Below are 12391 nucleotides of genomic sequence, written 5' to 3' on the forward strand. Positions count from 1 at the left end.
CTCTCGGCCGCCGGGACCGACTGCCGCAGAGAGCGAGGAGAGGGCCCGGAGACCAGGCGCCGGTCTGCAAGAGGAGCAGGGGCGCCCTTCACACGATGTGATGGCCGTGGTTGTCGGGACGATCCGTCGGACAGATTCCGCTCGTTACGCGGTTCCTCGGGATGCGGTCCCCACTGTAGCACCCTTGAAGTCGACGGCCAGCATGTGCGCGCGCCACGGCGTGGGGGCCTCCCGCTCCACCAGATCCGCGGCGGCGAGGCGCTGGGCGGGGTCGCTGCAGAGCACCAGGACGCTCGGTCCGGCACCCGAGACGACGGCGGCGTAGCCGTTCGAGCGCAGCAGCGCGATCAGCGCTGAGGTCTCGGGCATGGCGGCCGCGCGGTAGTTCTGGTGCAGCTTGTCCTCGGTCGCCGCGAACAGCAGCTCCGGGCTCTGGATGAGGGCGGCGATCAGGAGCGAGGAGCGCGAGACGTTGAACACCGCGTCCTCGTGCGGCACGCTCTGCGGCTGCAGCGAGCGTGCCAGCCGCGTCGACATGGTGTGCTCGGGCACGAAGACGACCGGGGACACGCCGCGGTGGACCATGAGCTTCTTGGAGCGCGGTCGCAGCGGCGAGTCGTCGGCGCCGGAGGCGTGCGGCTCGACCCAGGCGATGGTGAGGCCGCCGAACAGTGCGGGCGCCACGTTGTCGGGGTGCCCCTCCATCTCGGTGGCGATGCGGAGGAGGTCGTCCGAGTCGAGCTCGACGACGCCCTCGAGCAGGCCCTTCGCGGCCATGATGCCGGAGACGATCGCGGCGCCGGACGAGCCCATCCCGCGGCCGTGCGGGATGATGTTGCGCGCGATCACCTCGATGCCGGGCATCTCCTGCCGCTGGTCGGCGAACGTGTACGCGATGGCCTGCACGACGAGGTTCGTCTCGTCGGTCGCCACCTCGCCCTCGCCGACTCCGTGCACGGTGACCCGCGCACCCGTGGCCGCGACGGCCGTCACGTCGAGCTCGTCGTAGAACGAGAGCGCCAGGCCGAGCGTGTCGAAGCCGGGGCCCAGGTTCGCCGAGGTGGCGGGGACCTTGACGTGGACGGTGCGGCCGACGGGAACCGCCGAGGTCATGCGCCGGCCAGCCCCAGCACGTCCGCGATCGCGGCGGTGTCGACCGGGACGACGGTCGGCGTGATGTCCGCGCCGTCGGCCGTGCGGAGCGCCCACTGCGGGTCCTTGAGCCCGTGGCCGGTGACCGTCAGGACGACGGTCGCGTCCTTCGGGATCGCTCCGGCCTCGGCGCGCTCGAGGAGCCCCGCGACGCTGATCGCCGACGCCGGCTCGACGAAGACGCCGACCTCGCCCGCGAGGATGCGGTACGCCTCGAGGATCTTCTCGTCGCTGATCGCGCCGAAGTAGCCGTCGCTGACGGTGCGCGCGTTGAGGGCGAGCTCCCACGAGGCCGGGTTGCCGATCCGGATCGCGCTGGCGATCGTCTCGGGGTGGCGGACCGGGGCGCCGTGCACGATCGGAGCGGAGCCCTCGGCCTGGAAGCCGAACATGCGCGGGAGGCGGGTCGACTCGCCGCGCTCCAGCTCCTCCGAGTAGCCGCGGAAGTAGGCGGTGTAGTTGCCCGCGTTGCCGACCGGGACGATGTGGAAGTCCGGCGCGTCGCCCAGCACCTCGACGACCTCGAAGGCCGCGGTCTTCTGGCCGGCGATGCGGTCCGGGTTCACCGAGTTGACCAGGTGGACCGGGTAGTTCTTCGCGAGGTCGCGGGCGATGTCGAGGCAGTCGTCGAAGTTGCCCTGCACCTGCAGCAGCTGCGCGTTGTGCGCGATCGCCTGGCTGAGCTTGCCCAGGGCGATCTTGCCCTCCGGCACCAGGACGGCCGCGGTGATGCCGGCGTGCGTCGCGTAGGCGGCGGCCGACGCGGAGGTGTTGCCGGTCGAAGCGCAGATGACGGCCTTCGCGCCGTGCTCGACGGCCTTCGAGATCGCCATGGTCATGCCGCGGTCCTTGAAGGAGCCGGTCGGGTTCATGCCCTCGTACTTGACCCACACCTTCGCGCCCGTGCGCGCCGAGAGGGCCGCCGCGGGGATGAGCGGCGTGCCGCCCTCGCCGAGAGTGATGACCGGGGTCGCCTCGGTGACATCGAGGCGGTCCGCGTACTCGTGCAGGACTCCGCGCCACTGCTTGGCCATCTCAGGCTCCTTCAACTCGTAGAACGGACGTCACGGCGCCGACGAAACCATGCGAATGGAGGGCGGTGACGGTGGCCGCCAGATCGGATTCCGCCGCGGCGTGCGTGCCGATGACCAGGGTAGCGGTCGGCTCGCGCCGCTCCGCACCGCCCTGCTCCTCCAGCGGGTCGGCACCGGGCGGGGTCTGCACCAGGGTCTCGACCGAGACGCCGTGGTCGGCGAAGACGCCCGCGATCTGCGCGAGCACGCCGGGGCGGTCGAGCACCTCGAGGGTGACCTGGTATCGGGTGGTGACGTGGCCGATCGGGAGGACCGCGAGCCCGGAGCTCGCGCTGGTCACCAGGCCGGGGCCGCCGACGACGTGGCGACGGGCGGCCGACACGACGTCGCCGAGGACGGCGGAGGCCGTCTCGATCCCGCCGGCGCCGGCGCCGTAGAACATCAGGTCGCCGGCCGCCTCCGCCTCGACGAAGACCGCGTTGTTGGCCCCGTGCACGGCCGCGAGCGGGTGGGAGCGGTGCACGAGCGCGGGGTAGACCCGCGCGGACACGCCCTCCACGCCGGTCTTGGCGTCGGTCAACCGCTCGCAGATCGCGAGCAGCTTGATCACGTAGCCGGAGTCGCGGGCCTGGTCGACCTGCGCCTTCGTGATGCCGGTGATGCCCTCGCGGTGCACCAGGGTGACCGGGACGTCGGTGTGGAACGCGAGGCGGGCGAGGATCGCCGCCTTCTGCGCCGCGTCGTAGCCCTCGATGTCGGCGGTCGGGTCGGACTCGGCGTAGCCGAGCTCGGTCGCGCGGGCGAGCGCGTCCTCGAGGCTCGCGTGCTCGGTGTCCATCCGGTCGAGGATGTAGTTGGTCGTGCCGTTCACGATGCCGAGGATGCGGTGGACCCGATCGCCCGCGAGGCTGTCGCGCAGCGGCCGGATGATCGGGATCGCGCCGGCGACGGCCGCCTCGTAGTTGAGCTGGGCGCCCACCTGGTCGGCGGCCTCGAAGAGCTCGTTGCCGTGGGCGGCGAGCAGCGCTTTGTTGGCTGTGATCACGTCCGCGCCCGACGAGATCGCCGTGAGGATGTGGCTGCGGGCGGGCTCGAGCCCGCCGATCAGCTCGACCACGATGTCGGCGCCCAGGATCAGCGACTCGGCGTCGGTGGTGAGCAGGTGCTTCGGGATGTCGGCGGTGCGGGGCGCGTCCACGTCCCTGACGGCCACGCCCACGAGCTCCAGCGGCGCCCCGACGCGCTGGGCGAGCTCGTCGCCGTGGTCGAGCAGGAGGCGCGCCACCTGGGCACCGACGGACCCGGCGCCCAGCAGGGCGACGCGGAGGCTGCGGTACTCGATCATCGGGAGGTGGCCTTTCGTTCGATGCCGGCGTCGCGGCGGAGGAGGTCCTCCTCGGTCTCGCCGCGCACGAGGACGCGCGAGCGCCCGTCGCGGACGGCGACCACCGGGGGGCGCCCGAGGTAGTTGTAGTTGCTGGCGAGCGACCAGCAGTAGGCGCCGGTCGCGGCGACGGCGAGCAGGTCGCCCGGCCGCACGTCCGCGGGCAGGAAGTCGTCGTGGACGACGATGTCGCCCGACTCGCAGTGCTTCCCGGCAACCCGCACGAGGGCGGGCTCGGCCGAGGAGGAGCGGTCGGCGATCCGCGCCGTGTAGTCGGCGCCGTAGAGCGCCGGACGGGCGTTGTCGCTCATGCCGCCGTCGACGCTGACGTAGCGGCGGACCGCGGTCGAGCCCTCGGAGCCGACCGTCACGTCCTTCACGGTGCCCACCTCGTAGAGGGTGACGCCGGCGGGCCCGATCAGCGAGCGGCCGGGCTCGATCGCGATGTGCGGCACCGGGACGCCGCGGGCGGCGCACTGCTCGGCCACCGCGTCGGCGACGGCGGCCGCGATCTCGGCGATCGGGGTCGGATCGTCGGCGCTGGTGTACGCGATGCCGAAGCCGCCGCCGAGGTTGAGCTCCGGCACGGGGCCGTCCGCGAGCAGTGCCGCGTGGACGTCGAGCAGGCGCGACGCCGACTCCGCGAACCCGGCGGAGCCGAAGATCTGGGATCCGATGTGGCAGTGCAGCCCGAGGAACCGCAGGGAGGAGAAGGAGCGGATGCAGGCGACCGCGGCCGGGCAGTCGGCGAGTGCGAGGCCGAACTTCTGGTCCTCGTGCGCCGTGGCGAGGAACTCGTGGGTGTGCGCGTGCACTCCGCTGTTGACCCGGAGGCGCACCGCCTGCACGCGGCCGTGCCGCTCGGCCGCGGCTGCGACGCGCTCGATCTCGACGAGGCTGTCGAGCACGATCGTGCCCGCGCCCACCTCGACGGCCCTGTCGATCTCGCGGAGCGACTTGTTGTTGCCGTGGAGGCCGAAGCGCTCGGGCTCGATCCCGGCGGCGAGGGCCACTGCCATCTCGCCGCCGCTGGAGAGGTCGAGGTTCAGGCCCTCGTCGCGCATCCAGCGGGCGACCTCGGTCGAGAGGAACGCCTTGCCCGCGTAGTAGACCGTGACGCCGGTGCCGATGCGGCCGAGCTCGCGGGCGAAGACCTCGCGCATCTCGACGGCCCGGCGGCGGGCGTCGGCCTCGTCCACCACGTAGAGAGGAGTGCCGTGCTCGCGCACCAGCTCGGCGACGGGCACTCCGGCGATCCGGATCCCGCCGTCCTCGCCGCGCTCGGCGCTGTCCGGCCACACGCCGTCGGCCAGGGCGTTCGGGTCGGCGGGCGTGTGCAGCCACTCAGGCGCGAGCGGATGCCGGGGGGCGCGGGCGCGGGCGTCGACGGTGTCCACGGGTGAGACCTCACAGGAGAGAGTGGGAGCGTCACTGCGGGGCGAGCGGGTCCGGATTGACCCCTGAAGCCAGCGATGTCAGTGTTCTGCCCGCGGAAGACGCCGGCACAGGGCTCCGATCCTACCGGTCCGGGGCGGCGGCGCCGCGCGGGCTCAGGCGCACGTGCCCGGTTCCTGCTCCGCGGGGTCGCTGAGGAACGTCGGAGAGAGCGCGAAGCTCGCGTTCAGCGACTCGTCGGCGACCTCGACTCCGGTCAGCGTCAGTCCGCGCGGCACCGAGTCCGCGATGCACACGGACGACGGAGCGAGCAGGTCGCCGGAGACGGCGCCGAAGCGGTCGCGGAAGTCGGTCGCCGAGAAGGTCGCACCGGCGGCGGAGACCTCGGCCGGGGTCAGCCGGATGGCGCCGTCCACGGCGGCGAGCTCCATCCCCACGCCCGCGCCGAGCCGGAGGCCCAGCACCTCGACGGAAGCGGTCACGCGCACGAGCGGAGCGTCCAGCGTCACCTCGTCGACAGGTACGGTGCTGCGCTCGGTGACGAGCCGCGAGACCGAGGCCGCGTCGATCGCGACCGTCGTGCTGCCGGACTCGACCGCTCCGACGCCGCTCACCGGCACCCCGATCAGGGTCGCGGCGACGTCGCCGTCGAGCTCGCCGAACGTCACGTCCGAGCTGCGCAGGTCGAGCCGGTCCAGCCGCCCCGAGACGAGCTGCGGGAGCACGGCCCAGCCGGCGACGTCGACGTCCACCGCCCGGTCCGCGGGCAGTGCGAGCGCCTCGCGGAGGCTCGCGGCGGCGCGGTCCGCGACGGCGCGGCGGGCGAGCGAGTCGCCCACCACCGCCGCGACCACGAGCAGCACCAGCACCACGACGACCACCACGGCCGCGCGTCCCCCGCGCCGGCGCCGCGGCGCAGCCCCCGACGCGCTCACATCCGGTCCGGGGCCGTGACGCCCAGCAGGGAGAGCCCGTTGCGGAGCACCTGCCCGGTCGCCTCGTTCAGGCGCAGCCGGGTCGAGTGCACGGCCTCGACCGGGTCCTCGCCCTGCGGCACGACCCGGCAGTTGTCGTACCAGCGGTGGTAGAGGCCGGCGACCTCCTCGAGGTACCGCGCGACGCGGTGCGGCTCGCGCAGCTCCGCGGCGTGCGCCACGATGCGCGGGAACTCCTGCAGGCCGCCGAGCAGCGCCGACTCGGTCGGATGCACCAGCGTCTCGGGCGCGAACGGCTCGACGGGGACGCCCGACGCCGCGGCCTTCGCCGCGACCTGGCGGGTGCGCGCGTGGGCGTACTGCACGTAGTAGACGGGGTTGTCGTTGCTCCGCTTGGTCAGCAGGTCGAGGTCGATGTCGAGGGTCGAGTCGGCCGAGGAGCGCACCAGCGAATAGCGCGCGGCGTCCACGCCGACGGCCTCCGTGAGGTCCTCCATCGTGACGACGGTCCCCGCCCGCTTGGACATCCGGACCGCCTCGCCGTCGCGGAGCAGGTTGACCAGCTGGCCGATCAGGATCTCGAGGTTCACGCCCGGGGTGTCGCCGAACGCCGCGCACATCGCCATCATCCGGCCGATATAGCCGTGGTGGTCGGCGCCGAGCATGATGATCGCCCGATCGAAGCCGCGCTCGCGCTTGTCGAGGTAGTAGGCGAGGTCGCCCGCGATGTAGGCCGCCTCCCCGTCGCTCTTGATGATGACGCGGTCGCGGTCGTCGCCGAACGAGGTGGTCCGCAGCCAGGTGGCGCCGTCCGCCTCGAAGATGTGCCCGAGCTCGCGGAGGCGCTCGATCGCGCGGTCGACGGCGCGCGACTCGTGCAGGGAGTTCTCGTGGAAGTACACGTCGAAGTCGACGCCGAACTCGTGCAGGCTCTGCTTGATCTCGCCGAACATCAGCTCGACGCCGATCGAGCGGAAGGTCTCGGCGAGCTCCTCCTCGGGCAGGACGGCGAGGTCGCCCGGGTAGGCGGCCGCGACGCGCTCGGCGATGTCGCCGATGTATGCGCCGCCGTAGCCGTCCTCCGGGGTCGGCTCGCCGCGGTGGGCGGCGAGGAGGCTCCGCGTGAAGCGGTCGATCTGCGCGCCGTGGTCGTTGAAGTAGTACTCGCGGGTCACCTCGGCGCCCTGCGAGAGGAGCATCCGGGCCAGGCTGTCGCCGACCGCCGCCCAGCGCGTCCCGCCGATGTGGATGGGGCCGGTGGGGTTGGCGGAGACGAACTCGAGGTTCATCCGGACGCCGGCGTAGGCGGACCCGGTGCCGTAGGCCTCGCCCGCCTCGACGATCGCGCCGGCCAGGGCGCCCGCGGCCGCGGCCTCGAGCCGGACGTTGAGGAAGCCGGGACCGGCGACCTCGACCGTGGCGACGCCCTCGACCGCGCCCAGCCCCTCGGCCAGCTCGGCGGCGAGCTCGCGCGGGTTCGCGCCGACCCGCTTCGCGAGCTTCATCGCGATGTTCGAGGCCCAGTCGCCGTGGTCGCGGTTCTTCGGGCGCTCCAGCACGACGTCCGAGAGCTCGACGCCCGCATCGCTCCCCCGTCGCTGCACGGCGTCGAGGACGAGGGCGTGCAAGGAGGCGGCGAGCTGTTCGGGAGTCACGGGGAGCGATTCTACCGGCCGCCGCGCCCGCGCCCCCCGTCCCTCCTGCACCGCGGGGCCGCTCGGCAGGGCGGCGTTGCTAGGGTGCGACGCATGCGCCGTCCCGCCGCCCTCCTCCTCGTCGCCCTCGCCGCGGCGGCCCTCTCCGGCTGCTCCCCCGCGGCCGACCCGGAGCCGAGCGCGAGCGGCGCCGTCAGCGGCACGCCGATCCCCCTCGCCTGCGAGCAGCTGGTCCCGGCCTCGGCGCTCGCGGGCCTGTGGGGCGGATTCTCCCCGGACGACGGCATCGGGACCACCGCCGTCTCCGAGGAGATCGCCCAGTACGACGGCCTGGTATGCGGATGGTCCGACGATTCGGGCGCCGAGCTGCAGCTGGCCGTGGCCCACCTCGACCCCGCGGTGATCGAGGCGCTCAAGAACGAGTTCTTCACCACCAGCAAGGCCGTCCCCACCTACGGCAAGCCGCCGGAGATCGAGGGCTACTACCAGGTGGCCGAGGGGCGGGGCGTCGCGGACGCCTTCGTCGGCGAGTACTGGATCGAGGCGTCCAGCGCCTCCTTCGTCGAGCCGGGCGACCCCGAGCCGCTCGTGCGGTCGGCGATCGGCGTCCTCGCCGGCTGAGCCCGGCGTCAGCCCAGGCGCACCGGCGAGACGTGGTCGTCGACGAGCGCCGCGTCGCAGTCGGCCTCCACGCTCATCCCGGTCAGGCGCAGGTCCGTCAGGTAGCTGCTGAGGAACGCGGTGTCCGCCGTGTCCCGGCCGGACGAGATGCGCAGCATCGACCCGCGCGGAGCCAGCCGGGTCGCGTCCACGACGTGCCAGGCGCCGCCCACCCAGGCCTCCGTGACCGCGTGGAAATCCCGCGGCTCGAGGCCCGGCGCGTAGACCGCCGTCACCCGGGCGGGGATGTCGAGGGCGCGGAGCAGCCCGGCGACCGTGTGCGCGAAGTCCCGGCACACGCCCTGGCCGCTCTCGATGACCTGCGCCGCTCCCCCGGTGCCGACCGTCGACCCGTAGACGTACGACAGGTGGCCGTGCACCCATTCCTCGACGGCCGTCAGCGCCTCGAAGCCCCGGGCCCGCCCGAATTCGCGCCGGGCTATCCCGCCGAGCACGTCCGCCTCGGCGTACCGGCTCGGCCGCAGGTACTCGACGAGCTCGAGCTCGCTCGGCTCGTCCGGAGCGCCGTGCCCGGCGACCCGCGCCCGGTACTCGACCCGCAGGTCGCCCTCGTTCCCCGCGACGCGGTGCACGCGGGCGCCGTGCCGCGCCGGGAACTCCCGCACCGGCACGTCCTGCCCGTCGAGCCGGACGGTGAAGGAGTCCTCGAACGAGTCGCCCGTGGGCGTCGCCGCCACCAGGAAGATCAGGTCGGTCGGGCCGTTGAGACGCAGATCCAGCGAGGCGGAGACGGTGCGCAGCATGGCTCCATCGTGGCATGCGGGAGGACCGCTCCCGGCGTCGGGGCCCGCCCCGCCCGGGTGCTAATGTGGTCAGGCACTCCTGGCCCCCATAGCTCAGGGGATAGAGCACTGCCCTCCGGAGGCAGGGGCGTAGGTTCGAATCCTACTGGGGGCACATCCGCGGTCCTCCGCTCCCCTCCCTCGCCTGCGGGAGCTCAGCTCCGGTGCTCGACGCCCCTCGAGGCGCACCCCTCCACCACGGACCGAGCGGCGTCACCCGGTGGGCGACCGAGTCCGACCGTGGCGCTCCTCACCCGGCGCTCCGACCCTCCCCGGACAGCACGAAGGCCCGCGATCGTCGATCACGGGCCTTCGAAACGTTCACCACCGGCACTCGGCCGGTCGGGCTCACTCGTAGAGGTGGAAGGTGCCGGCGCAGTCGGCCGAGCAGAAGCCGTCGCGGCGACGGGCCGAGGCCGCTCCGCAGGCTTCGCAGCGGCGGCGTCCGAGCATCTGCGAGATCAGGCTCTGAGGCGCCGACGCGACCACCGAGACCGGGGTGTCGGGGCGCACGGGGGATCCCGTGGTCGAATCGAGCTGGATCCCAGCGGTGTCGCGCGTGGCGCGAAGCATCCGTGTTCCTTCCGATCGGTGAACCATGTGCGAGCGCTGTATTGCCAGTCCCTGAGATTCTGCGAAGGGCTTGACGCGGCTCGCGATCGAGAGGAGCCGATATCGACATCTGTCGGTCAGTCGGGATCGACCCGGGGAACGACGAACAGCCGCGCCCCCTCCTGGCGGAGAGAGGCACGGCTGTTCGGGCGTCGGGGATCGGTGGGCGGACGACGCCGGAGCTCATGGGAGCGGGGCGTCGAGCCCGGAACGACCGGGAAGTGGGCCTGGTACGCGCCGCTGGTGCTCCGGGTGTCGATCGCCACCGTCGGTGCGGGAACCGGCACCGGTCGCAGGGCGGGGAGCGAGGCGCTCCTGCCCGTGCGGAACGGCAGCAGGACGAGCATGACGGGAAGAAGGACGTTCCACAGGAGGACCGACAGCGCGAGACGCGCCCAGATGGAAAGAATATTGAGCACTTTGTGCCGCCTTCGGGTGACGGTAGAGGTGAACTTCGCGAACAGGATCATCGGGTCGACGGGGAGAGAAGAGTAGAAATGCGCCACTGATCGCGCCTCTCCCGCCACGCCCCCGAGCGGTCTGTTGCTCCTCATTCGTCGCCCAGCGCCGATCGGATGGGTCGATCCCGCATCCGATCGACACACGGCCCGCCCAGTGCGTCCTCCTGGGAGCCGGGCCGTAGGGTGAGCGCGTGAAGATCCTTGTCGTCGAAGACGATCCAGCCATGGGTGAGGCCCTCGTCGGCGGCCTCGAAGACGCCGGCTACGAGGCCGTGCTGACCACGAACGGCATCGACGCGCTCGTCGCGTTCAGCAACGCCGAGTTCTCGGCCGCCATCGTGGACGTCATGCTCCCGGCGATGTCGGGCTTCGAGATCTGCCGCCGGATCCGCGAGCTCGGCCGGCCCACGCCGATCATGCTGCTGACCGCGCGGGACGCGATCGAGGACCGCGTCTTCGGGCTCGATGCCGGAGCGGACGACTACCTGACCAAGCCGTTCGCGTTCACCGAGCTCAACGCGCGCCTCCGGGCCCTCCTGCGCCGCAGCCCGTCGCTGATGTCCACCTCGATCGACGTCGGACGCATCACCGTGGACGGATCGAGCATCCGGCGCACCGCCGACGGCTCGCGCATCCACGTCAGCCCGAAGGAGCTCGAGCTCCTCAAGCTCCTCATCACTCCCGTCGGCTCCGTCGTGACCCGCCAGCGGATCCTCTCCGAGATCTGGGGCGGCGGCGAGATCGTCGACAACAACATCGTCGACCAGTACGTCAGCTACCTGCGCAAGAAGCTCCCGACCGAGGACACGGGCGTCAGCATCGTGACCGTCCGCGGCAAGGGCTACTTCCTCCGCCCGGTCGAGTAGCCCGTGTCGCGGATGAGCACGGCACGCCGCAGGGTCGGCGCGCTCTCGATCCGCGCGAGGATCACCGTGGGAACGGTCGCTGTGGCGACCGCCCTCTTCGCGCTCGCGGCGCTGCTCTTCTACCAGGTGGTCACCGGCATCGTCGACCGCAGCGAGCGGACGATCCTGATGTCGATCGAGGACGAGGTGCGCCGCGACATCTCGGCGGGCAACGTCCCGCGCACGCAGGGCTCGTCGACGGGCCAGCTGTTCCTCGCCCTCGCTCCCGACGGGAGCGTCAGCACCTCGACCATGCCCTCGCGCCTGAGCGGCGAGGTGCTCAGCGCTCTGGCGGAGGAGCCGGCCGACACCTCGCCCCGGTACGCCGACGTGACGACGGCGAACGGCAGCTACCTGGTCCGCTTCACGGCCATCGAGAGCGATCGCGGCGTCTGGCAGGTCGCCTCCGCCCGCGATCAGGCCGCGTCGCAGCTCGTCCTCGACGACTTCGCCCACGTGCTCGTCTACGCCGCGATCTTCCTCGTCGTCACGTTCGGGCTCGCCTCGTGGATCCTGACGGGCGCGGCCCTCGCCCCGGTGCGCCGGATGCGGGCGCGCGCGGATCAGATCGCCGCCGAGCCCGGGCAGGGCGACCAGCTCCCGGTCGTCGGCACGCGCGACGAGATCGACGAGCTCGCGGTGACGCTGAACGCGTTCCTGACCAAGCAGACCGCGTCGCTGGCCCGGGAGAAGCAGATGGTGTCAGATGCGAGCCACGAGCTCCGCACTCCCCTCGCCGCGCTCTCCGCGCAGCTCGAGATCGCCCACCACCGCGTCGACGATCCGGTCGCGGTCGACCGGGTCATCCTCGATGCGCAGAAGAGCGTCGACCGGCTCGTGCGCCTCGCGTCCGCCCTGCTCGACATCTCGCGCATCGAGAGCCGCACCGTCCGCCCGACCGCTCCCTTCGCCGAGCTCGTCGACGAGCTGGTGGGCGCCGTCGACCGCACCCGCCTGCTCGCCTCGGAGTCGGGGGTGGAGATCGACTACGAGATCGACGAGCGCGAGCCGGCCCGGCTCTACGCGGTCGCGTCCCAGGACTTCGGCCGGGTGATCGACAACCTCGTGAGGAACGCGATCCAGGCGATGAACGGCGGCGGCATGGTCGTCGCCTCCCTCTCGCAGTCGGACGGACGCCTGATGCTCAGCGTCTCGGACGACGGACCGGGGATGCCCGACGCCTTCATCCCGGTCGCCTTCGACCGCTTCTCCCGCCCGGACGACTCCCGGACCCTCGCCTCCGGCGGCAGCGGTCTCGGACTGGCCCTGGTGCACACCACCGTGCTCTCGGCCGGCGGGACGGTCGCCCTGGTCAACCGCTCCCCCCGGGGTCTCGCGGTCGACATCGTCCTCCCGCCCGTCGGCTCCGCCTGATCCGCCCCGCCCCGGGAACGA

General features: G+C 72.5%; 12 protein-coding genes and 1 tRNA gene. 4 read left to right on the forward strand and 9 right to left on the reverse strand.

Annotation, left to right across the window (positions count from 1 at the left end):
* Nucleotides 1-144 precede the first annotated feature (144 nt).
* From thrB to argS, 6 genes are all read right to left on the reverse strand, one after another.
* Nucleotides 145-1113, reverse strand: coding sequence for a homoserine kinase (gene thrB, locus C5C44_RS01230; RefSeq protein WP_104225562.1), 969 nt, complete (start codon nucleotides 1111-1113; stop codon nucleotides 145-147).
* Nucleotides 1110-2186: a threonine synthase gene (gene thrC, locus C5C44_RS01235; RefSeq protein ID WP_104223003.1), complete on the reverse strand. Its 1077-nt coding sequence runs from the start codon at nucleotides 2184-2186 to the stop codon at nucleotides 1110-1112. Before thrC ends, thrB begins: the two co-directional genes overlap by 4 nt.
* Nucleotide 2187: 1 nt before the next feature.
* Nucleotides 2188-3531, reverse strand: a complete 1344-nt coding sequence (locus C5C44_RS01240) for a homoserine dehydrogenase (protein WP_104223002.1) — start codon at nucleotides 3529-3531, stop codon at nucleotides 2188-2190.
* A complete protein-coding gene (lysA, locus tag C5C44_RS01245) occupies nucleotides 3528-4967 on the reverse strand; it encodes a diaminopimelate decarboxylase (protein WP_104335106.1) in 1440 nt (479 codons plus the stop codon). Before lysA ends, C5C44_RS01240 begins: the two co-directional genes overlap by 4 nt.
* A gap of 153 nt (nucleotides 4968-5120) precedes the next feature.
* Nucleotides 5121-5849 carry an LmeA family phospholipid-binding protein gene (locus C5C44_RS01250; RefSeq protein ID WP_104262485.1) on the reverse strand — a complete coding sequence of 243 codons (729 nt, stop codon included), beginning with the start codon at nucleotides 5847-5849 and terminating at the stop codon, nucleotides 5121-5123.
* A gap of 47 nt (nucleotides 5850-5896) precedes the next feature.
* Nucleotides 5897-7555 carry an arginine--tRNA ligase gene (gene argS, locus C5C44_RS01255; protein WP_104222999.1) on the reverse strand — a complete coding sequence of 553 codons (1659 nt, stop codon included), beginning with the start codon at nucleotides 7553-7555 and terminating at the stop codon, nucleotides 5897-5899.
* A gap of 93 nt (nucleotides 7556-7648) precedes the next feature.
* Here argS and C5C44_RS01260 point away from each other — a divergent pair, with 93 nt between their 5' ends.
* Nucleotides 7649-8176, forward strand: coding sequence for a hypothetical protein (locus tag C5C44_RS01260; RefSeq protein WP_104237561.1), 528 nt, complete (start codon nucleotides 7649-7651; stop codon nucleotides 8174-8176).
* A gap of 8 nt (nucleotides 8177-8184) precedes the next feature.
* On the opposite strand, the gene C5C44_RS01265 is transcribed toward C5C44_RS01260, so the two are convergent.
* Nucleotides 8185-8979, reverse strand: a complete 795-nt coding sequence (locus C5C44_RS01265; RefSeq protein ID WP_104232730.1) for a transglutaminase family protein — start codon at nucleotides 8977-8979, stop codon at nucleotides 8185-8187.
* A gap of 82 nt (nucleotides 8980-9061) precedes the next feature.
* Here C5C44_RS01265 and C5C44_RS01270 point away from each other — a divergent pair.
* A tRNA-Arg gene (locus C5C44_RS01270) sits at nucleotides 9062-9133 on the forward strand.
* 233 nt (nucleotides 9134-9366) lie between these two features.
* Here the strand turns inward: C5C44_RS01270 and C5C44_RS01275 are convergent.
* Together C5C44_RS01275 and C5C44_RS01280 are read right to left on the reverse strand one after the other, a co-directional pair.
* Nucleotides 9367-9591, reverse strand: coding sequence for a hypothetical protein (locus tag C5C44_RS01275; protein WP_104335107.1), 225 nt, complete (start codon nucleotides 9589-9591; stop codon nucleotides 9367-9369).
* A 116-nt stretch (nucleotides 9592-9707) separates the two neighbouring features.
* The gene (locus tag C5C44_RS01280) at nucleotides 9708-10136 is read right to left on the reverse strand and encodes a hypothetical protein (protein WP_104335108.1); all 429 of its coding nucleotides are present in this window, start codon (nucleotides 10134-10136) and stop codon (nucleotides 9708-9710) included.
* Nucleotides 10137-10282: 146 nt separating this feature from the next.
* On the opposite strand from C5C44_RS01280, the gene C5C44_RS01285 reads away from it, so the two are divergent.
* Nucleotides 10283-10957 (forward strand): response regulator transcription factor, encoded by a 675-nt coding sequence (locus C5C44_RS01285; RefSeq protein ID WP_258059273.1) that lies wholly within the window; start codon nucleotides 10283-10285, stop codon nucleotides 10955-10957.
* Between the two features lie 12 nt (nucleotides 10958-10969).
* Nucleotides 10970-12370 (forward strand): cell wall metabolism sensor histidine kinase WalK, encoded by a 1401-nt coding sequence (locus C5C44_RS01290; RefSeq protein ID WP_146084280.1) that lies wholly within the window; start codon nucleotides 10970-10972, stop codon nucleotides 12368-12370.
* Nucleotides 12371-12391: the final 21 nt, after the last annotated feature.

Source organism: Rathayibacter sp. AY1F6 (genome assembly GCF_002932035.1).
In the GTDB taxonomy this organism is placed as follows: Bacteria; Actinomycetota; Actinomycetes; order Actinomycetales; family Microbacteriaceae; genus Rathayibacter.